The organism is Nakamurella sp., from assembly GCF_044224575.1.
In the GTDB taxonomy this organism is placed as follows: Bacteria; Actinomycetota; Actinomycetes; order Mycobacteriales; family Nakamurellaceae; genus Nakamurella.
In genome coordinates, this window is sequence record NZ_JBGAKE010000002.1 from 16,365 (window position 1) to 38,147 (window position 21,783).

General features: G+C 73.2%; 13 protein-coding genes and 1 pseudogene. 11 read left to right on the forward strand and 3 right to left on the reverse strand.

The window, feature by feature from the left end:
• Nucleotides 1-95: 95 nt before the first annotated feature.
• From ACILSK_RS02340 to ACILSK_RS02360, 5 genes and pseudogenes are all read left to right on the forward strand, one after another.
• Nucleotides 96-1,511 (forward strand): phosphatase PAP2 family protein, encoded by a 1,416-nt coding sequence (locus tag ACILSK_RS02340; protein ID WP_395725511.1) that lies wholly within the window; start codon nt 96-98, stop codon nt 1,509-1,511.
• Between the two features lie 65 nt (nt 1,512-1,576).
• Nucleotides 1,577-1,837 (forward strand): acylphosphatase, encoded by a 261-nt coding sequence (locus ACILSK_RS02345; protein ID WP_395725828.1) that lies wholly within the window; start codon nt 1,577-1,579, stop codon nt 1,835-1,837.
• Nucleotides 1,838-1,963: 126 nt separating this feature from the next.
• A pseudogene (gene smc, locus ACILSK_RS02350) lies at nt 1,964-5,555 on the forward strand (chromosome segregation protein SMC).
• A 178-nt stretch (nt 5,556-5,733) separates the two neighbouring features.
• Nucleotides 5,734-6,450, forward strand: coding sequence for a hypothetical protein (locus ACILSK_RS02355; RefSeq protein ID WP_395725512.1), 717 nt, complete (start codon nt 5,734-5,736; stop codon nt 6,448-6,450).
• 267 nt (nt 6,451-6,717) lie between these two features.
• Nucleotides 6,718-7,341: a LuxR C-terminal-related transcriptional regulator gene (locus ACILSK_RS02360; protein ID WP_395725829.1), complete on the forward strand. Its 624-nt coding sequence runs from the start codon at nt 6,718-6,720 to the stop codon at nt 7,339-7,341.
• A 3-nt stretch (nt 7,342-7,344) separates the two neighbouring features.
• On the opposite strand, the gene ACILSK_RS02365 is transcribed toward ACILSK_RS02360, so the two are convergent.
• Together ACILSK_RS02365 and ACILSK_RS02370 are read right to left on the reverse strand one after the other, a co-directional pair.
• Nucleotides 7,345-8,859 (reverse strand): dynamin family protein, encoded by a 1,515-nt coding sequence (locus tag ACILSK_RS02365; protein ID WP_395725513.1) that lies wholly within the window; start codon nt 8,857-8,859, stop codon nt 7,345-7,347.
• Nucleotides 8,852-10,795 carry a dynamin family protein gene (locus ACILSK_RS02370; protein ID WP_395725514.1) on the reverse strand — a complete coding sequence of 648 codons (1,944 nt, stop codon included), beginning with the start codon at nt 10,793-10,795 and terminating at the stop codon, nt 8,852-8,854. Before ACILSK_RS02370 ends, ACILSK_RS02365 begins: the two co-directional genes overlap by 8 nt.
• 870 nt (nt 10,796-11,665) lie before the next feature.
• Between ACILSK_RS02370 and ACILSK_RS02375 the strand changes: the two genes are divergently transcribed.
• Nucleotides 11,666-12,412, forward strand: a complete 747-nt coding sequence (locus ACILSK_RS02375) for a hypothetical protein (protein ID WP_395725515.1) — start codon at nt 11,666-11,668, stop codon at nt 12,410-12,412.
• 8 nt (nt 12,413-12,420) lie between these two features.
• Here the strand turns inward: ACILSK_RS02375 and ACILSK_RS02380 are convergent, their stop codons facing one another.
• Nucleotides 12,421-14,052 carry a fibronectin type III domain-containing protein gene (locus ACILSK_RS02380; protein ID WP_395725516.1) on the reverse strand — a complete coding sequence of 544 codons (1,632 nt, stop codon included), beginning with the start codon at nt 14,050-14,052 and terminating at the stop codon, nt 12,421-12,423.
• A 128-nt stretch (nt 14,053-14,180) separates the two neighbouring features.
• On the opposite strand from ACILSK_RS02380, the gene ACILSK_RS02385 reads away from it, so the two are divergent.
• From ACILSK_RS02385 to ACILSK_RS02405, 5 genes are all read left to right on the forward strand, one after another.
• Nucleotides 14,181-15,161: a DUF4255 domain-containing protein gene (locus ACILSK_RS02385; protein WP_395725517.1), complete on the forward strand. Its 981-nt coding sequence runs from the start codon at nt 14,181-14,183 to the stop codon at nt 15,159-15,161.
• Nucleotides 15,158-17,275 carry an ATP-binding protein gene (locus ACILSK_RS02390; protein WP_395725518.1) on the forward strand — a complete coding sequence of 706 codons (2,118 nt, stop codon included), beginning with the start codon at nt 15,158-15,160 and terminating at the stop codon, nt 17,273-17,275. The genes ACILSK_RS02385 and ACILSK_RS02390 overlap by 4 nt, the downstream gene beginning before the upstream one ends.
• A 71-nt stretch (nt 17,276-17,346) precedes the next feature.
• Nucleotides 17,347-17,715: a group 1 truncated hemoglobin gene (locus ACILSK_RS02395; protein WP_395725519.1), complete on the forward strand. Its 369-nt coding sequence runs from the start codon at nt 17,347-17,349 to the stop codon at nt 17,713-17,715.
• Between the two features lie 181 nt (nt 17,716-17,896).
• Nucleotides 17,897-20,689, forward strand: coding sequence for a hypothetical protein (locus ACILSK_RS02400; RefSeq protein WP_395725520.1), 2,793 nt, complete (start codon nt 17,897-17,899; stop codon nt 20,687-20,689).
• Between the two features lie 155 nt (nt 20,690-20,844).
• Nucleotides 20,845-21,648 carry a DUF4157 domain-containing protein gene (locus tag ACILSK_RS02405; protein ID WP_395725521.1) on the forward strand — a complete coding sequence of 268 codons (804 nt, stop codon included), beginning with the start codon at nt 20,845-20,847 and terminating at the stop codon, nt 21,646-21,648.
• Nucleotides 21,649-21,783 lie beyond the last annotated feature (135 nt).

A 21,783-nucleotide genomic window follows, 5' to 3' on the forward strand; every position in this document is an offset into this window, starting at 1 on the left:
GGAGCAACCCGGCTCCTCCGTCGCCGAATTGCCGCCAGCGGCCTCCTTCGTGCTCAATGGTGGCCTCGCACGCTCCGCCAACTACCCTCGACCGGATGCGCGTCACCGACGTACCTCCCAATCCACTGATCGTCCCGGCGCCCGTGGCGGTCGCCCGGCCGGTCGACCACGCCCTGCGGATCCTGACCAAGACGGCCGACCACGGCCGGCTGTGGATGGGTGTCGCCGCGGTCGGTGCGCTGGCCGGCCGGCGCACCCGGCGCGGGGCGATCCGCGGCATGGCCAGTCTGGCGGCGGCCAGCTTCGTGTCCAACGTGGTGCTCAAGCCGCTGTTCGGCCGGCGCCGACCCGATCCGGAGCGCACCCACCTGGCCCGGCGGATCGGCTCGGCGCCCTGGACGTCGTCGTTCCCGAGCGGCCACTCGGCGTCCGCCGCCGCCTTCGCCACCGGGGCGACGCTGGAGGTGCCCTGGGCCGGGCCGATCCTGGTGCCGCTCGCCGCCGCCGTCGCGTACTCCCGGGTGCACGTGGGCGTGCACTACCGCTCCGACGTCTGGGCGGGCGCGGCCGTCGGCATCACCGTCGCGTTGATCGGCCGGGCGATGTGGCCGGTCAAGCCCTGGGGGCCGGCCCTCACCGCCGCCGGCACCGCGCCGGCCCTGCCGGAAGGGGAGGGGCTGACGGTCATCCTGAATGCGAAGTCCGGCAGCTCGGACGGCGCCGCCGACTCGATCGCCCGGTCGCTGCCGAAGGCCCGGATCCTCGAGTGGGAGCCCGGCACCGATATCGAGGACCTGGTCACCGACCTGCCCCGAGCGCTCGGCGTCGCCGGTGGCGACGGCACGGTGGCCGCGGTGGCCCAGCTCGCGCACCGGCACCACCTGCCGCTGGCCGTCTTTCCGGCGGGCACGTTCAACCACTTCGCGAAGGCGCTCGGGCTGGACACCGACGCGCACACCGTCGCCTCGGTGGAGAACGGGATCGCCGGCATGGTCGACCTGGCCACCATCGACGGCGTCGCGTTCCTCAACACCTCCAGCATCGGGCAGTACCCCGAGATGGTGGTCCGCCGGGACAAGTACGCCAGGCGGATGGGCAAGTGGCCGGCCACGGCGTACGCGCTGCTCCGCACGTTGCGCCACGAGAAGCCGGTCGATCTGGTGATCAACGGCGAGAAGCACCCGGTGTGGATCGTGTTCATCGGCAACGGGCGGTACGTGCCGCGCGGTCTGGCGCCGGCGTGGCGGGACCAGCTGGCCGGCGGCGTGCTCGACGTGCAGTACCTGCGCGCGGACAAGAAGCTGTCCCGGACCCGGGCGATCCTGTACTCGATCATCGGGGTGGCCCGGTTGAGCAAGGTCTACGGCGAGTTGGAGGCCGCGCACGTGAAGATCGAGTCCCTCTCTGGCGCCAAGCCGGTCGCCCACGACGGGGAGATCACCGAGCCCAAGGAATCGGTCGAACTGGCGATCGACGACCGTCGACTGATCGTCTACCGGTCGCGCGCGTGAGGTGGCCGGGGCGGTCCGGCTCCGATCCGGACGGCCCCCCGGCCGTTCCGGAGGGCACGGTGCGGATGACCGCGTTCGTGCACGGCTACGTGCAGGGCGTCGGCTTCCGCTGGTTCACCCGCAGCCGGGCGATGGAGCTCGGCCTCGTCGGCAGCGCGACCAATCTGGTCGACGGGCGGGTGGAGATCGTCGTCGAGGGACCGCGGCAGGCCTGCGACGCCCTGCTCGCCTGGCTCCGGGGCGGTAAGACCCCGGGGTCGGTCGACCAGGTGGTGGAGCAGTTCGCGCCGGCGCGGGGCACGTTCAAGCGGTTCGACGTCGGCTGAGCTGAGCCCCCACCGCGACTCAGCCGGTCAGCTTCCCGGGCTGGGGCGGACCCGGCCGGTAGCGTCACCAGGCGGCGAACCAGCGCCGGCGGATCGTGGCGCAACCGAGCAGGAGGGGCCGACACTGTGCACCTGAAGTCCCTCACGATGAAGGGTTTCAAGTCGTTCGCGTCGTCGACCACGCTGCGCCTGGAACCGGGCATCACCGCGGTGGTCGGGCCGAACGGGTCGGGCAAGTCGAACGTGGTGGACGCGATCGCCTGGGTGCTGGGTGAGCAGGGCGCCAAGGCGCTGCGCGGCGGCAAGATGGAGGACGTCATCTTCGCCGGCACGGCGGACCGCCCCCCGCTGGGCCGCGCCGAGGTCACGCTCACCATCGACAACTCCGACGGGGCGCTGCCCATCGACTACGCCGAGGTGTCGATCACCCGGCGGATGTTCCGCGACGGCGTCGGCGAGTACGAGATCAACGGCCGCTCCTGCCGGCTGCTGGACATCCAGGAACTGCTGTCCGACTCCGGCATCGGCCGGGAGATGCACGTCATCGTCGGGCAGGGCCAGTTGGATGCCGTGCTGCAGGCCCGGCCGGAGGACCGAAGGGCGTTCATCGAGGAGGCCGCCGGCGTCCTCAAGCACCGCAAGCGGCGCGAGAAGACGATCCGCAAGCTCGACTCGATGCAGGCCAATCTCAACCGGCTCACCGACCTGACCGCCGAGATCCGCCGGCAGCTCGGCCCGCTGGGCCGGCAGGCCGCGGTCGCGCGGCGGGCCGCGGGGGTGCAGGCCGACCTGCGGGACGCCCGGATGCGGCTGCTGGCCGACGACCTGGTGCAGATCCTGACTAAGATAGAGCAGGACGCGGTCGACGAGCAGACCGCCGTCGACCATCGCAACCGGGTGCAACGCGACCTGGCCGAGGCCTCCGAACGGCTGGAGACGGCCGAGGCCGAGCTGCGCGAGTTGAGCCCGGCCGTGGTCCGGGCGCAGGAGACCTGGTTCGCACTGTCCGCGCTGGCCGAGCGGGTGCGGGGCACCGTCGCGCTGGCCCACGAACGGGCCCGGAACCTGTCCGCCCCGGTCCGGGACGCGGCCGAGTCCCGGCGCGACCCCGACGAGCTGGAGGCGCGGGCCGAGCGGGCCGAGGCCGAACACGAGGCGCTGGTCGAGGCGGTCGACGCGGCCGCCGACCAGCTCGCGCAGGCCTCCGAGGACCGCACCGCCCGGGAACAGTCGTTGCGGGCCGCCGACCACGAACTGGCCGCCGCCACACGGCTCATCGCCGATCGCCGGGAGGGCCTGGCCAAGCTGTCCGGGCAGGTGCACGCCGCCCGGTCCCGGCTGGCCGCCGGCACCGACGAGGTGCAGCGCCTGTCCGCCGCCGTCACCGAGGCCCGGGACCGGGCGACCGCGGCCCAGGCCGAGTTCGCCCGCGCCCAGGGCACCGTCGGCGATCTGGACTCCTCCGAGGTCGGCCTGGACGAGGCCCACGAGCAGGCCACCGCCGAGCGCGCAGAGCGCTGCGTCCGCGTTGCAGGCACGGGTCGACGCCCTGGCGCTGGGCCTGGACCGGCGGGACGGCACCGCCGACCTGCTGGCCGCCGGCGACGGCGCGCCGGGCCTGCTCGGCGGCGTCGCCGACGCGATCACCGTCACCCCGGGTTTCGAGACGGCCGTCGCGGCCGCTCTCGGGATGGTCGCCGACGCGGTCGCCGTGCGGTCCGTCCCGGACGCCGTCCATGCGCTGAACCTGTTGCGCAGCAACGACAGCGGCCGGGCGGGGATCCTGATCCAGGGGGCCCGCAGCCAGCCCGACCGGCGGTCCTGGCCGGAACTGCCGGCCGGCACGCACTGGGCGGTCGACCTGATCCGGGCACCGGACACGCTGCGGCCGGCGTTGACCCGCACCCTGGAACTGGTTGCCGTCGTGCCCGATGCGGCCGCCGCCATCGAGCTGATCGGCGCCGTGCCGGACGTGCGGTGCGTCACCGCCGACGGCGACGTCATCGGGCCCGATTGGGCGCACGGGGGCAGTGCCGGCGGGCAGACCCTGCTGGAGATCCAGGCCACCCGGGATCAGGCCGCGGCCGAGCTGTCCGCCGCGCAGACCCGGATCGCCGAGCTGGAGGCGGCGTCGGCCGCCGCCCGGGCGCGGGTCGCGGCCGCCGAATCGGCCGCGGCCGCCGCGCTGGCCGCCCTGAACGAGTCCGACGCGCACATGTCCGCCGTCGCCGAGGAACTGGGCCGCTACGGTTCCGCGGCCCGCGCCGCGGTCGCCGAAGCGAACCGGCTGGAGGAGCGCCGGCAGGCCGCCGAAGGGGCCCGTGACCAGCACCGGCACGCCGTTGACGAGCTGGCCGCCCGGCTGGCGGCGGCGGAGTCCGAGGACGCGCCCGTCGAGGTCGACACGTCGCTGCGCGACGAGCTGGCCGACGCCGCCGACGAGGCCCGCCAGCGTGAGGTCGAGGCGCGGTTGGTGCACCGTTCGGCCCAGGAACGGGCGGCCAACGCGGCCGGGGCCGGGGAGTCGCTGCGGCGGGCGGCCGCCGCCGAACGCGACCAGCGCCGCCGGATCGCCGCGGCCAACCAGCGGCGGGTGGCCCAGGCCGCCGTGGCCACCCAGGTCGCCGAGCTGGGGGAGCGGGTCGCCGGCCGGCTGGCCACCTCGCTGGCCGAGGCCGCCGCGGAGAAGGACACCTGCGCGCAACGCCGGGCCGAGGTGGACGCGGTGCTGCACGAGGCCCGGTCGCGGGCGGCCGAACTGCAGGGTCAGTGGGACAAGCTCACCAGCGCGGTGCATTCGGGCGAGGTGCTGCGCGCCCAGCAGACGATGCTGGCCCAGCAGCTGTCCGACCGGTCGGTGGAGGAGTTCGCCATCCCGGCCGAGGAGCTGATCGCGGCGTGCGGTCCGTCGATCCCGGTGCCGCCGAACCCGCAGGAGATCGCGGAGTACGAGGCGGCCAAGGAGCGCGGCGAGGACGTCACCGCGCCCCCGTCCATGCCGTACGACCGGCCCACCCAGGAGCGCCGGTTGCGCCGCGCCGAGAAGGATCTGACCGCGCTCGGCAAGGTCAATCCCCTTGCGCTGGAGGAGTACGCCGGGCTGGAGGAGCGGCACAAGTTCCTGTCCACCCAGCTGGAGGACCTCAAGAGCACCCGCAAGGATCTGCTGCAGGTGATCAAGGACGTCGACGAGAAGATCCTGGAGCTGTTCGAGGCCGCCTACTGGGACGTGGAGCGCGAGTTCAAGATCGTCTTCTCCACCCTGTTCCCGGGCGGCGACGGCGAGCTGGTACTGACCGACCCGTCGGACATGCTGGCCACCGGCATCGAGGTGAACGCCCGGCCACCCGGCAAGAAGGTCAAGCGCCTGAGCCTGCTCTCCGGCGGCGAGCGGTCGCTCACCGCGGTCGCGCTGCTGGTCGCCATCTTCCGCGCCCGGCCGAGCCCGTTCTACGTCATGGACGAGGTCGAGGCCGCGCTGGACGAGGTGAACCTGACCCGGCTGGTGTCGCTGATGGCCGAGCTGCGCGAATCGTCGCAGCTGATCGTCATCACCCACCAGAAGTTCACCATGGAGTCGGCCGACGCCCTGTACGGCGTGTCCATGCGCGGTGACGGCATCTCGCAGGTGATCAGCCAGCGGATCCGGGAGCGCCCCGATTCGGTCGCCGGCCACCGGCCCTCGACGGACGACGAGGCGCTGGTCGCTGCCGGCTGACCTGGTCGGTGGCACCCACGAACGCCGCTGAGTGATTCGGCTCACATCTCGGCTCCCAGTGTCTCGGTGACGGGTGGAAGCGCTCCTGCTGAACATTCGATCGCAACGACCGCGTTGCGGACCGATTCCTTTCAGCTGATCCCGCCCGCGGGACGTTTCCTTTTGGGGTGTCTTGAGAATGAAGCTGCGCATCAACCTGAAGCAGTGCCTGGCGGCCGCCGCCCTCGTGTCCACCGCCGCCTTCACCGTCGCCTGTTCCTCGGCGACTGCGGGCACGCCGTCCGCCGGCGGCACGGTCGCGTCCACCTCGAGTTCGGCCCCGACCTCCCCTTCCTCGTCGTCCTCCTCCTCGGCCGGCTCGACCAGCAGTCACTCCCGCCCGTCGGATCCGTCCACCGAGGCCGACGACCCGACGGTCACCGTCGTCGTCGAACCGGCCGCGCTGGATGCCACCACCGAGGTGTGGCTGGAGAACAGCTGCACCGACATCGGCACGCTGCTCGGGGCGCTGTTCGCGGTGCCGACGGTCGACGGCACCGCCACCGACGCCGAGTACCGGGACGCGTACGTGACCTACTACGCCGATCTGACCGACACGCTGCTGGCCATGACCGACCGGATGGCGGCGCTCGACGCACCCACCTTCACCGGCGGTCAGGACCTGCACGACGGCTACCTGGCCTACCTGGACGACCTGTCGTCGATCACCCTCGGCGCGGCGGTGATCATCCAGCAGGCGCCTGACCGGGCCTCGGTCGACGCGGCCGTCCAGCAGGTGAACGCCGAGATCGAGCAGCTCGGCCAGAGCGACTACGGGCTGAGCGATTTCCAGGGCGACCAGCTGCAAGCCCTGCTCGCCCAGGTGCCGGCCTGCGCGGGGTTGGTCACCACCTGACGGCCGGTTGATGGCCCGTTGAGCGGCTCGTTGAGCGAGCTGTAAAACCCCCTGTTGAGCGTCGCCCGGCGCCCGTTGAGCGATACGGACAGAAGGTGCAAACCGTGTTGAGCGGACGTTGAGCACCATCCCGCACCATGCCCCAAGAGGCAGGTGGGGGTGCACCACCGCACAGTTGTCGGGAGGCAGAAGATGCAGTCATTCGGGTCGTCCATGGGGCAGCCGGTCGCGACGTCGCCGGGTTCCGCGGCGGCGTCGTCAGGGTCGGTGGGGCCGGTGGCGACGTACGTCTACGCGAGCGATCCGATCTCCCAGGCCGGTGTGATCAGCCAGCTGCGGCAGCGTCCGGAGATCCGGGTGGTCGACGCCGAGCACCTGGGTGAGGCTGCGGTGGCGGTCGTGGTGGCCGACGGGATCAACGACGAGGTGCTGCGGGTGCTGCGCGCCCTGCAGCGCGGGTCGGTGCCGCGGACCGTGCTGGTGGCCCGGGTGATCGACGACGCGACGCTGGTCGCGGCGGCGGAGGCCGGCGTGGGCGGGTTGCTGCGCCGGGGTGATGCCGGCCCGGAATCGTTGGCGCGGGCGATCCTGCGGGTCGCCGCCGGCGAGGGTGAGGTGCCGCCGGACCTGCTCGGACGACTGCTCGGCCAGGTGGGCCGGCTGCAGCGGCAGGTGCTGGCGCCGCGCGGGCTGGCCTTCACCGGCCTGTCCGACCGGGAGGCCGAGGTGCTCAAGCTGGTGGCCAACGGGCACGACACCGCCGAGATCGCCGGCCGGCTCTCCTACAGCCAGCGGACCGTCAAGAACATCCTGCACGACGTGACCACCCGGCTGCAGCTGCGCAACCGGTCGCACGCGGTGGCCTACGCGGTCCGCGAGGGCCTGATCTGACGGTCACCGGGCGGTCGGCCCGCCCGCCGGGAAGATCTCGGTCACCGGGTCGGTGGCCTGGGCCAGCAACCCCTCGAGGGTGCGGCCGGCCCCCCGGGCGGCGACCTGGACGGTGCGGGCGGACAGCGGGTGTTCGGCCAGCCGCTGCCAGCGGTCCAGCGCGTCGAGGGCCGCCGCCGCGATCGCGGTGCCGGCCGCGTCGTCGACCAGGCCCAGCCGGCTGGCCGGGTCGTGGCCGGCGCCACCGAGCAGCCGGTCGAGTTCCTCGACGTGGTCGGCGGGCACCCGGAGCGCGCCGGCCCGCAGCTGGTCGAGCAGCCGGATCTCCTCGAAGGCGTGCGCGCTCGCGGTGATCTGCTCGGCGGCGGCTCGCAGGGCGTCCGGCTGATCGCACCCACCGGCCCGCAGGATCGCCTCCAGCGACACCAGCGCCGAGTGGGCCTTGAGCACCTTGGCGCGGTCGGTGAACTGGCGCAGCAGGACCGTCCGCAGGCGGTTCAGGCCGCTGCGCCGGGTCAGGTCGGCGGACAGTGCAGTGGCCGACGTCGCTTCCCCTCGCCGGATCAGGTCGACGGCCAACCGGACCCCGAACAGCCCGAGCCGGGCCAGCAGGTGCGCCCGTTCGAGTTCGGTGATCGCGATCGTGCTGGGTCGGGTGGCGAACCGGTCGGCGGTCAGCAGCAGGGCGTCACATTCCGGGCGGGGTGCGGCGGCCAGGGTGGCCAGGCTCCGGAACTCGGGTTCCCGCAACGTCTGGCCGGCATAGCCGAGCAGGCCGGCGACCGGCACGATCACCGGACACAGCCGGCGCAGGCGGGGGTCCGCCTGGTAGCGGCGGCCGACCCGTTCGGCGACCTCGAGCGCGTCGAGCCGGCACGACCCGATCTCGTCCGCGCGGGACAGCACCCCGACGGTGTTCAGCGACGAACCACGGAGCAGGTCGTCGTCGTGGAACGACTCCAGAAACCGCAGGTCGCTGGCGTGGGTGTGGCGCAGCAGGTACAGCACCGCGTCAACCTCCGGCGGGCGGTGATCGTCGGGGGTGAGGACCCGCAGCGTGCGGGCGGACAGGTCGGTGGAAATGGAGGCGATCCCCGGGGTGTCGACCAGGGTCACCTCCCGCAGCCGGGTGGTCGGCCAGAACACCTCGATCCGGTCCACCAGGTCCGGCGCGCGCCCGGCCAGATCCACCTCCAGCGCGCCGGATTCGCGGGTGAAGTAGGCGGTCTGCGCCGGTTCCCCGTGTGGGTGCACGACCACCTGCGGCGCGTCGCCGTGCCGGTACCAGGTGACGATCCGGGTGCACTCGCCGGCGTCCGTCGGCGCCAGCTCCTCGCCGAGCAGGGCGTTGAGCAGGGTCGACTTGCCCGCCTTGATCTTGCCCGCGATGGCCAGCCGCAGGGGCCCGGCGAGCCGGTCGGACAGCTGAACCAGCTGCGCCCGCGGTGCCGGGCCGGTGGCCTGGGTGGCGGCCGTGCGGAGCAGGTCGGCCACCGCCGACGTCAGCGGGTCAGCCACGATCGGCCGCTCCCCGGCCGGCCGGTCGGTCGGCGGGCGGCCGGCCGGCGGTGGGTGTGCGCGGATCGACCAGTCGGGACACCTCGGCGTCGACCTGGGCCAGTTGCTGCGCCTCCGACTCGAGCCGGGAAACCCGGGCCGACCGCTGCGCGAGCGGCAGCGCCATCGCCTGGCGGGCGGCGCCCAACGCGCTGCTCGACGAGCGGTGCAGGGTCATCGCGCGGAGCCCGAAGTCGTCCCGCAGCAGCCGCTGGGTGCGGCGCAGCGCGTCCCGACCCTCCTTGTTCATGATGAATCCCACCTCTTCGACGTACCGCCGGGCGGCCGACTTGGCCTGCTGGCGCCGGTGCGCGAGCATCCGCTTGCGTTCGTCCCGGATGATCTTCTGGCCGATACCGGCGGCCAGCACGACTGACAAGGGGGCGGCCACCAGGGTGCTGATGCCCAGCAGGCTGCCGGCCACCCCGAACAACACCATCGGCACGAACATCGCGGACCGGGTGGCCAGCATCATCGGGCCGAACCGTCCGCCGGGGGCGGACAGGCTTTCGACGGCGGCCAGGTTGACCCCGGACACGTCGGCGGGCGCGGACACGTCGGGGGTGACGGGGCCACCGGCGTCCAGGTTGAACCGCTCGGCGACCTCGGCGGCCAGTTCGGAGGTGCGTTCGGCCAGCACGTCGTAGTTGGCGACCGCGGCGGCCACCACGTGCCGGCGCAGCCAGGCCTCGATGTCGGGCCAGGCCTCCTTCGGGTCGCCGGTGTCGATGATCGCCTCCACATCGCGCAGCACCGACCTCAGGCGACCCTGCAGATCGTGTTCGACGTCGGCGACCAGGTCCTGCACCCCGTCGGCGAGCACCTGCTGCCAGGTCGCCGTCGCGGAGATCAGTCCGGCGGTGCGGTGCTGCGCCGACTTCAGTGTGGCCACCACCTGTTCGGCGCGGGCCGGTTCGGTGAGCACCGCCTGCTCGGCGTGGATCTGCCGGCCGATCTGTTCGGCGACGAACCCGACGTCCCGGGCGGCGGAGCCGGCGGCGGCCGCGGTGGCGGCGCGGACCACCCGGTGGGCGAGGAATTCGACCAGCGCGGTGTAGCCGGACTCCTCGTCCAGGGCCGGGTCGCGCCGCGACCGGAGCCGCAGGAACGAGGAGACTCCGATCACTGGAATGTCCAGACCGGCCGTGCGCAAATGCTTCTCGTCGATCTCGACGATCCGGCGCCATTCCGGGTACAGGTCGATCTTGGTGACCACACAGGCCGCTCGGGGGCACCGGTCGAGGGCCTGTCGCAGGAAGTCCAGCTCCGGCGCGGTGAGCTCCTGGGAGGCGTCGGTGACGAACAGGACGCCGTCGGCCTGGTCGAGCGCGCCCAGGGTGATGACGCCATGCGCGGAATCGAGGCCGCCGACCCCCGGCGTGTCGATCAGGCACAGACCGCCCCGCAGGAACCGGCGGGGCAACCGCACCTGGACCGACCGCACCCCACGGCGGTTCCCGGGGTTGCCGGATTCGGTGAGCCAGTCGGTCAGCGCGGTCAGCTCGATGGCCAGCTCACGGGGGTGGCCCGATTCGTCGACCTCCTCGAGATAGACGGTGGCACTGGCAGTGTCGCCGTAACTGACGAGGGTCGGGACCACCGTGACCTCGTCCGCGTCGACCGGGCACACCGCCGTCTGGAGCAGCGCATTGACCAGCGTGCTCTTGCCCCGTTTGAACTCGCCGACGACCGCCACGCCGATGGTGCGGCCGTCGAGTTTGCTCCGGGCACCGTCCAGGGTCTGCGCCAGATCAGGCCGGGCCTTGGCGATGGCCAGCTGCCGGCCGCGGTTCAGGCCCGTCAGCGCGCGGTTCACCAGGTCCTGCTCGCCGGCGAACGCGTCGGTGTCGCCGGGAGTGTCGCTGGGGGGGTCACCGTGCGGGGCCGGCGCGGGCATCAAGGCCGGTGGAGGCTCGGGTGCAGGCTCGGGCGCTCGAGGCGGGGCGGGCGCGGGAGCAGGCTCGGGTGCGGGCGCCGGTGGAGGCGCGGGAGCAGGCTCGGGTGCGGGAGGCGGGGCGGGCGCCACGTCGTCCGCCCATTCCATGAAGAAATTGCAGGCGACGCAGAAGACGGCCGCGTCTTCGTTGCCGGTTCCGCAATTGGAACATGGCTTCACGGTGTGCGTTCCCGATTCTCCGGTGCGCTCGGGCCGGTCCGTGCGCGATGATCACAGTATGACGATCGCGGGCGGCCGCCGGTGAGCGAATCGATCTGCCCGGATTGTGGCGAAAGAAATGCGCGCGGGACCGAATTCTGCGGCGGCTGCGGCGCCTTCCTGGCCTGGGACGCCACCGCCGCCGATGGCCCGTCCGCGCCGGCTGCTGCGGTCCCGCCGCCCGCCGGGCCGGTCGCGCAGGTCCCCGCCCCGCCCGCGCCCGCGGACCAACCACCGACGGCGGCGAGCAGCAATTCGCCCGTTCTCCCGCCCCCGCCGCCGAGGGTGCCCCCGGTGGCGCCTCCGGTGTCCCCGCCGCCGGCGATGGCGCCGGCCCACGTGTCGCCGGCAGCTTCGTCCTGGACGCCGGCGGGACCGCCGGCCTCCCGGCGCACCTGGTACCAGCCCTCGCCGGGGCCGGCATCGACCGCCCCGCCGCCCCCGCCCACGGTGGCGCCGGCCGCACCGGCGCCCGCACCCGTTCAGGCGGCTCCGCCGGAGCCGGAGCCAGATCCGGTCCCGCTGCAGATCCGGTGCCCGCGTTGCGGGGTCGCCAACGAGTCGGACCGGCGATTTTGCGGCAAGTGTGGTCTCGGGCTCGTCGGACCCCGGTTGCACGACGCGGGGCCGGGCGGGCCGCCCCCGCCGCCGGAGCGACTGTCATGGTGGCGGCGCATCTTCCGGCCCGCTCCGAACACCCGGCGGGCCGCCCGGGCCGCGTACCGGCAAAGCCTCCCGCTGCGGTATCGGGCGATCCGGTGGGTGCTGGCCCTGGTCGGCGTCGGCGCGATCGTCGGCAGTCTGTCGCTGATCGGCCGGAACCCGGTCGGCTGGGCGGTCGACCGGTGGAACGATCTGCGGGGCACGACCGTCCAGGTGACCGGTCTGCAGGCGCATTCCGAGCCCGAGGCCGAGGCGACCGACGCGGCGCCGCTGTTGCTGGACAACCTGTCCAATACGGGTTGGACGGCGCCGTGGACCGCGACGTCGGCGCTGGACCCGGTGGTGTCGTCGTGCCGCAACCCGGCGGATCCGACGATTCTCGGGATGCCGCCGAGTGTGGTGGTGGTCCTGCCGCAGGAGGTCGCGCTCAATCATGTTTCGGTGGCGGCCGGCCTGCCGAAGGACGACTCGCGGCGCGCCCAGCAGTTTCGGCCGAAAGCGCTGCAGCTCGCATTCACGGACGGCACCTGCCAGCAGGTGCAACTCGCCGACGCCGACGGCCTGCAGATGCTGCCGCTCGACACGGTGCACACCGGCGCGGTGCGGATCTGGGTCGTGGATGCCTACCCGCCGGCCTCCGACCAACCACAGGACGTCGCCACGGTCGCCGAGATCCGGCTGTTCCGGCGACCGTGATTGTCCGGTCAGCCGTTCGGGCTGGGCCGCACGACGATGCAGGTCGAGCCGAGTGACGGCGGGGCCGTGCACCGGGCCCGAGCGTCGGCCTGGGAATTGAATGGTCCGACGTAGAGCAGGTACGAGTCGACGACCTGGCCGCCGGCCGTGAGCCGGAGGTCGGGGAAGTCGGTGGTCCGCAGCACCTGGGCCGGTACGTCCTGGGCGACGAACTGTTGCCGGATCGCCTCCGTTCTCCCCAGCGGGTCCGAGTCGCTGGCCGGCACGGAGAAGAAGACCGATATGTACTGATCCGGCGTGAAGATGGGCACTGCCGCGGCCGGGCCGCCGCCCTGGCTGCCGGCGGCCGTCCCGGTCGGTCCGGTCGACCCGCCCGATCCCCCCTGACCCGGTGGGATCACCACGCCGGTCCCTGGCGGCTGCGGTCCGCCGGTCGCGGCAGCCCCGTCCGATGAACTCGGGGCGGTGCCGGCGTCGCCCGAGCCGGCTGCCGACGACTCCACCGCGCCCGACCCCGTCGCTGTTGATTGCGGCGATTCCGACGCCGGCGGCGCCGGCGTCGTCGTCGCGCACTGTTGTTCGGAGAATCCGCTGACCTGTTCCCCGCGGACCGCCTGGAGCTGGAAGCAGTAGGGGGTCTGCGGCGTTAGTTCCTTGACCACATACGCGTTCAGCTGGCCGTCGACTGCCAGGGCGCCGGTGGTCACGCCGTCCGGGGTCAGCTGATTGATCTTGTAGCTGTTGATGTTGGGTTGCCGTTCCCACTGCAGGGCAACCGATGTCGCATCGGGAGCGGTGACCGAGGTGAGCGCCGGGGTCTGCGGCGGCCCGGTGACGAGTTCGGCCTGCTGCTGGTCGGAGCCGCGGGTCAGCGCGAATGCGGTGAGGCCGCCCACCACCAGGACGGCGCCGATCGCGGCCACCACCGTCCACCTGGACAGCACCGGCCGCTGCACGAAGGCGCCGTCCATGGTGGTGCGCTGCGGGTTTCCCATGCCGGGGGGCAGGCCGGCCGGGCCGGGCACGGGGGGCGCCGGCGAATCGGGTTCGGCGACGACCTGGAACGGCAGCCGCTCCCTCGCCCCACGCAGGAACGGTTTGAGTGTCCGCACCCGCAGCTGAGCGTGCGCGGTGACGCCAAGCGGGAGATCCAGCGTGTCCGGCCCGATCAGGAACGCCAGGCGATCGTCCGGATCGGTCGCCGCGATTCGCAGCCGCACCGGCGCGTTGCCCCAGTTGGTGATCTCCAGGAAGTGGCGGCCGCGCCACCGCCCGCTCGACGTCACCGGAGTGATCTTGGACTGCAATCCGAACACCCGGCCGATCTCCAGATCGCCCTCGGCCAGGGCGGAGACCTCGGCGTCGACGACCGACTCGGCCCGCACGGCGAACGGGAACGTCCCGCTTCGGGTGCCCTGCGGCGGCGCGAAGACGACAACCGCGGTCGCCTCCTGTTCCGGGTACACCTGCACCTCGGGCGGGGAGATCGACGTCCATTCGGCGACATCCTCGCCCAGGGCGTCCAGCCGGAATCCCTCCACGATGCTGCCCAGGTTCCGCACGGTGACCACCGTCGTCGTCTGACCGCCCGGTTCCACCGTGAGCGCGGTCTGCTCCAGCCGGATGATCGGGTCGGTCATAGTGAAAAGTTAAGGGATGAGGGCGCCGCCGGTCCCGCCAATTCCTGCCCTTTCGGGCAATCAGACGTGCCCCGCTGGTTGGCCCCGGTCGCATTCCGCCACCGCCGCCGGCACGGCACAGTGGAGGGGTGATTCCTGAGGTCGACGTCGCGCTGCGCTCGCTCATCGAGCGGGAGGCGACCGCGGGCACCGAGGTCGAGGTGGTGTTCGATGCCCCGACCAAGGACTGGGCGGGCCGCCGCAACGTGCCGACGATCGATGTCTACCTGTACGACATCCGCGAGGACATGCGGCGCCGGGAACGCGGCCTGATCAATGAGTACGACGAACGGGACCGGGTCCGCGCCCGGCACCTGCCGCCGCGGCATTTCAAGCTTTCCTACATGATCACCGCCTGGACGCAGCGTCCCGAGGACGAACATCGGCTGCTCGCGGCCCTGCTGTCCTGCTTCCTGCGGCACGACGCGATCCCGGCCGAGTTCCTGACCGGCCCGCTGGCCGACATCGGGTTGCCGGTGCCGGTCACCGTGGCCCTGCCGCCGCCCGAGGACCGGTCGTTCGCCGACGTCTGGTCGGCGCTGGGCGGCGAGCTGAAGCCGTCCCTGGACGTCGTGGTCAGCGCGCCGGCCGACACCGGCCAGCAGTACCACGCCGGCCCTCCGGTGGAGCAGCCGCCGACGATCTCGCTCGGCGGCAACGACCCGCGCGGCGACGGCGCCGCCTGGCCGCCGCGGGAGGAGCGACACCAGGTCCGGCCGGTGGCGGTGGCCCTCGCCGGTGGCGGCGCGCCCGGTGCGGCGTCGAGATCGGCCGTGCGCGAAGCCGAATCGGGTGCCGCCGAATCGGGTGCCGCCGAATCGGGTGCGGCCGGAGCCGGTGCGGACCGGTCCGGTGCCCGCCCAGATGAATCGGGGAGGGACCGGCCGGTCGCCATGGTCCGGGGCCTGTCGTGGCGGGAATTCGCCGACAGCGGCCGCGGTGCGGGCCCGTCCACGACCGTCGTCGATGCCGACCCCCGTTCGGCGCCGCCGCCCGCGGCGGGCGCCGGCGATGACGCGCCGAAGCCCAAACCGAGGCGCCGGCGGTCCTCGGGTCTGGACCAGAAGTGAGCGAACCGGCCGGGCTGGCCTACCTGCTCCGCCGGGTGGGGTTGGTGGAGGACCGCATCCGCGCCCTGGTGCTGCACCGCCGGGCCGACGATCCGGCCCCCGACGATCCGTTCCGGGGGCTCTACCTGACCGACGAGGTGGTCGACCAGTTGCTCTCGCCCGCCGGACCGTCGCCCCGGCCGGACCGGGCGGTCCGCGAGCAGATCGAGGCGGAAGCAGACGGGGCCGTCGCCGCCGGCGAACAGGTCCGGCTGCGCCGGTTGGCGCGGGACGCGGGGCTGACCGACCTGGACACCGAGATCCTGGTGATCGCCCTGGTGCCGGACCTGGACAGCCGGTTCGAGCGGCTCTACGGCTACCTGAACGACGACGTCACCCGGCGGCGGGCCACGATCGGCCTGGCCCTGGCGCTGGCCGACGTGTCGGCGGCGTCCGCGTCGGCCCGCGCCCGTCTGATGCCCGGCGCGCCGCTGATCGACCGGTCGCTGATCGTGCTGGACGACGTCGACCGGCCGTTCCTGACCCGGGCCATGCGGGTGCCGGACCGGGTCGCCGCGCACCTGCTGGGGGACGACGGGGCCGACCCGACCCTGGTCGGGGTGCTCACCGAGCCGGTTCCGTTCCCCGGGGAGCGCGCGGACCGGCTGTCCCGGGCCCTGCGGGCCGGCCAGCGGCTGATCTACGTGCGGGAGTCCGGGGCCGGCATCGGATCGTCGGTGGCGGCCACCGCGCTGCGGGCGGCCGGGCGGCCGGTGCTGGGCGTCGAGCTGACCCGGCTGGCCCAGGGTAGGGACCCGCGGGAGGTGGTGACGGTGCTCGGCCGCGAGGCGCTGCTGCGCGGCGCGGGGGTGGTCGCCGGCCCGGTCGAGGCGCTGACCGACCATCCGGAGGCGCTGCGGCTGCTCACCGAGCTGCCGCTGCCGGTGGCCGTGGTCGGCCGGGTGACCTGGGACCCGGCCTGGACCGACGGCGTGCCGCTGGTGGTGGACGCGGGAGGTCTCACGCCCACGGACCGGATCGAGTTGTGGTCGGCCGAGCTGGCGGGGCGGGCCGGCGCATCGGCCGGTGGCGGCCCGGTCGACACGGTGGGCACGGTGGACACGGCGACGATTCCCGCGCACTTCGTGCTCGGCCCGAACCAGGTGGCTCGCGCAGTGGCGGCGGCGTCGGCGAACGCGGCGCTGGACGGCGGCCCGATGACGGCCGAGGACCTGCGCCGGGGCGCCCGGGCGCAGAACGCGGCCGGGCTGGAGCGGCTCGCTCGGCGGGTCGAACCGGCGGTCGGCTGGGACGACATCGTGCTACCGGACAACGCCCGCGGGTTGCTGCGGGACCTGGCCGCCCGGGCCCGCAACCGGGACCGGGTGCTGGTGGAGTGGCGGATGCGGGTGGGCGGCGGTCGCGGGCGCGGGGTGACCGCGCTGTTCGCCGGCGACTCGGGCACCGGCAAGACCATGTCGGCCGAGGTGATCGCCGGCGAGCTGGGCCTTGACCTCTACACCGTCAACCTCGCCACCGTCGTGGACAAGTACGTGGGGGAGACCGAGAAGAACCTGGAACGGATCTTCAGCGAGGCCGGCGGGGTCAACGCCGTGCTGCTGTTCGACGAGGCGGACGCGATCTTCGGCAAGCGCAGCGAGGTGCGGGACGCCCACGACCGGTACGCCAACATCGAGAGCGCCTACCTGCTGCAACGGATGGAGACCTTCGACGGGCTGGCCATCCTCGCCACCAACCTGCGGTCCAACATCGACGACGCGTTCACCCGGCGGCTGGACATGATCATCGATTTCCCGGCGCCCGACGAACGATCCCGGCTGTCCATCTGGCAGCACTGCCTGCGCCCTCCGGTGCCCGTCGCCGACGACCTCGACCTGGACTTCTGCGCGCGGGCGTTCACCATGTCGGGCGGCAACATCCGCTCGGCGGCGACCACCGCCGGGTACCTGGCCGCCGGCGCGGGCGGGCCGATCGGGATGGCCGAACTGATCTCCGCCATCGCCGCGGAGTACCGCAAGATGGGCCGGTTGGTGCTGGAGCGCGAGTTCGGACCGTATCTGATCAAGCCGCGGGCGGCCGCGACTGCGCCGGTGACGGCCGGCACGGTCCGATGATCCGGCCGGTTCTCAACCCAGCGTGCCGATCCCTGTACACCACGTGATCGGCGCCGTCCTATGGTGAAGGGGTGTCGGATTCCGTCAGGGGTGCCTACGAGGCGCTGGGCGCGCACCCGGGGATCCGGCGCGCCGTCGACCAGTTCTACGAGCGGATCGCCGCGGACCCCGCGCTCACCCGGTTCTTCGCCGGCGCGGACCTCGACCGGCTCCGCGCGCACCAGGTGGAACTGCTCGCCGCCGCCGTCGGCGGTCCGGGTCGCTACACCGGACGGGAGATGTCGCACGCCCATCGCGGGCTGCACATCACCGACGCCGCGTTCGATCGGGTCCTCGGCCACCTCAACGCGACGCTCGTCGACGTCGGGGCCGACGAGCGGACCATCCGTCAGGTTCTGCGTGCGCTCTCCCAAATGCGGCTCGACATCGTCGAGGACTGACGCCCGGTTGTCCGGATCTGCGTCATGATCTCTCCTGAGCGAGGCTTGCCGAGCGAATCATGGACACAGCGGCGGACTCCTCATCGGAGGGCCGAGCCGGCGAGGCGCTCCGCGAGGAGAGCGCCTGACGGATGTGCGACCGGTTCGGGACGCGACGGACAGCCACCGGCGTGGAGGGACGATGGACGACATCATTTGTCAGCAGTGCGGAACCCGGAACGAGCCGGGCACTCAGTTCTGCGTCGAGTGTCAGGCCTACCTGTCCTGGGGTGAGACCCGCGAGACCAACCTGGCGGACCTGCAGGCGCAGGCAGCCGCCGAGGCCGAGCCGGTCGTCGCCGACCCCGAACCGGCCGTCGCGCCCGAACCCGTCGCGTCCGAGCCGGCGCCCGACCCGGCACCCGTTTCCCGCCCGGATCCGACGCCGGCCCCGCCGCGGCCGGTCACGCGCCCGCAACCGGCGACCCGCCCCCAGCCGGCCACCCGCCCGCAGCCGACGACCGAGCCCGTCCGGGCGGTGCTGGAGCCGACCGCGATCGAGGTGGCGCCGGGCGGGGATATCGAGACGATCCAGGTGCAGGTGTACAACCTGTCGCAGATCGTCGACGCCTATCGGATCTGGGCCCCGGACGCCGCCGATTGGCTGGCCGTGTCCGAGCAGGAGTTGCGCCTGCTGCCGGGCAGCAACGACCGCGCCGCGATCACCGTGCGCATCACCGGCGGTCGCCTGGTGCCGGCCGGGGTGAGCACGGTGGTGATCCGGGTGCAGTCGGTGGCGCATCCGGAGATCACGGTGGACCAGCCGGTGGAACTGACCGTGCCGGGGGTCGAGGTCCCGTTGGTGCTCCGGCTGGAGCCCAGCGTGGTGCGGGTCCGGGACGACCAGCCGGGGCAGCTGCAGGCGATCATCGACAACGGCATCGGCAATCAGGCCCGCCGGGTCACTCTCAGCGGGCGTGATCCCGAGGGTGTCGTGCGGTTCGCCTTCGCGCCCGAGGTGCTGGACGTGCCGGCCGGGGCCACCGCCGCGGCCGCGGTCCGGTTGACGGCCCCGACCCCCGATCCCGGTCAGACCGCCACCCGGCAGCTCACGATCCTTGCGGTGGACGGCGAGGAGCAGGTCACCGCGAGCGCCACCCTGATGCAGACGGCGACCGAGGAGGCGCCGCTGTCCATGCGGGTGGAGCCGACCCTGGTGCGGGTCCGGGACGCCGACAACGGCCGGCTGGACGTCGTCGTGGACAACCGGGGCGGCCTGCGCACCCGGCGGGTGTTCCTCGGCGGGCGGGACCCGGAGCGGATCGTGCATTTCGCCTTCTCCCCGCCGTCGCTGGACGTGCTGGCCGGCGAGGTCGGCACCGCACGCCTGCGGATCGAGGCCCCACCACCGGCGGCTGGGCAGGAGGTGTCCCGCTCGTTCAGCGTGCTGGTGACCTCGCCGGGCACCCCGGACCTGGAGGCCACCGCCACCTTCGTCCAGGCGACATCGGCGGCGCCGGTGGACGTTCCGCTGGTGGTGCGGACGGACCCGAGCGTGGTGCGGGTCCGGGACGCCGCCGTCGCCCAGTTCGAGGTACTGGTGGACAACCGCGGCGGGCACCGGCCCCGCCGGGTGTTCCTGTCCGGTCGCGATCCGGAGCGAGTGGTCCGGTTCACCTTCTACCCGCCGTCCCTGGACGTGCTGCCGGGCGACATCGGCCGGGCCCGGGTGCGGATCGAGGCGCCGCCGCCCGACTTCGGTCAGGAGTCGACCCGGCAGATCACGGTGGTCGCCGCCGAGGGCGGCGGCCGGGACGCTCCGCCCCGCGAGGTGGAGGCGTCCGGCTCGTTCGTCCAGGTGACCTCGCCGAAACCGGTCGAGGTGCCGGTCGCCGTCCGGATCGAACCGAGTGTCATCCGGGTCCGGGACGCGCCGAGCGGGCAGTTCCAGGTCGTGGTGGACAACCGGCGTGGGAACCGGCCGCGGCGCGTCACGCTGTCCGGGGCCGACCCCGAGCAGACCATCGGGTTCTCCTTCTGGCCGCCGGTGGTCGAGGTCGGCCCCGGGCAGGTGGCCCGGTCGCAGGTGCGGATCGACGCCTACCCGCCCGAGCCGGGCCGCGACAGCACCCGACCGTTCACCGTCGTCGCATCGGTCGCCGGTCCGGACGGAAGCACAGACCAGGAGGTCGAGGGCACCTTCACCCAGGCGACATCACCGCCGCCGCCCGACGAGCCGATGACGATCCGGCTGGAACCCAGCGTGCTGCGGACCCGGAACCGGCGCAGCGCGTCGGCGACCGTGTTCGCCGACAACCGGGGCGGCTCCCGCCCCCGGCGGGTGCAGTTCCGCGGGCACGACCCGGAACGGACCGTGCGATTCTCGTTCAACCCGCCGGTGATCGATCTCGCGCCCGGGCAGAGTGGCTCGGTGCGGGTGGACGTCTCCGCGCCCAAGCCGGACGGCGGCGAGGAGGTCACCCGGCCCTTCACCGTCGCCGCCACCGACGGGAGCAAGGAGACCGAGGCGACCGGCAGCTTCATCCAGGAATCGATGGACTGGCGGCCGGTCTGGCGGGTGATCCTCACCCTGCTCGGCGCGGCGCTGATGATCGTCGGGGTGTTCATCCCGTGGAGTGCGGGGCCGTTGCTGCGTGGGATCGACTTCACCGGGGCCGAGATCGATCGGCTGTCCGATCAGCTCGACCTGGCCCAGTTCGGGGATGCGGTGGAGCAGGTGGTGTCCCAACCGTTGCTGACCGGGGGCGCGTTGATCATCGTGGCGGCGGTCGTCGCGGCGATCGGTGTGTTCGGCCCGAAAGGGCGGCTCACCCGGTGGGCGGCAGCGGTCGGAGCGGCCCTGACCGCCGCGTTCCTGATTTCGGTGGCGATCAACCTGGTGGTGGTCGCCCGGATCGACGTGGGATCGTTCATCGTCCTCATCGGCTGTGCGTGCGCGTTCATCGGTGGCTACCTGGCCCCGAAGCGCGGCTGAGGTCGATCACCACTGCGCGGCGGTGCCCGATCGGGCAGCGGCGCCGGCCCTCGAGGTCGTCCGTTTAACCCCTGTGCCGTCCGGGCGGACGGTGGGACGATCGAGGGGTCGACGGCGCCACGATCGGCTCACCTGCGCCGCGGGAGGGACCAGCCATGCGAACCCATGACCACGACACCGAGGACACCGGGCTCCGGCCCAAGGCGTCCCGCATCGATTCGCACCCGCCGGCCCACCTGCTGCAGGCCGCGGCCGCCGGGCGCAGCGACGTGCTCGACGGGCCGGGGATCCTCGGGCTGCAGCGGGCCGTCGGCAATGCCGGAGTGGGCGCCCTCCTGGAGGCGGAGCCGGCGCAGGAGCAGCGTTCGCCGGTGCACGACGTGATCGGCTCGGGTGGCGGCAGCCCGCTCGCCCCGGACGTCCGGGACGAGATGCAGGGCCGGCTCGGTCACGACTTCTCCGACGTGCGGGTGCACACCGACTCGGCCGCCCACGACTCGGCCAAGTCGGTCAACGCGCACGCGTACACCGTGGGCTCCAACGTGGTCTTCCAGCGGGACAAGTACGACCCCGCGTCGCACGAGGGCAAGACGATGCTGGCGCACGAGCTGACCCACGTCGTCCAGCAGCGCAGCGGCCCGGTCGACGGGACCGAGTCCGGCGGCGGGATCAAGGTCAGCGACCCGTCCGACCGGTTCGAACGGGAGGCGTCGGCGAACGCGGATCGGGCGATGGCCTCGCCCGCGCCGGCGGCCACCGCGCAGCTGTCCGCCGCCGGCGGGGCCGCGGTGCAGCGGCACGAGGAGGAAGAGGCGGTGCAGGGCGCATTCGTCCAGCGTCACGCCGATGGTGATGTGCAGCGCGAGGAGGCGCCGGCCGAGGAGGAGGACGAGGCCACCGCCCAGGGCTCCTTCGTCCAGCGCGAGGCCGAGGAGGAGGAGACGCCCGAAGAGGCGTGACGGCCGACGACTGTCCTGCCGGTCGGCGGGGTCCGCGGCGACGGCCCGCGGGCCCCGATCCGAGGCCGGCCATGATCCGGGGTGGGGTTCGCGATGACGGCTGCGGCCGAACACGCGGAGCCGGCGGCTGATCTC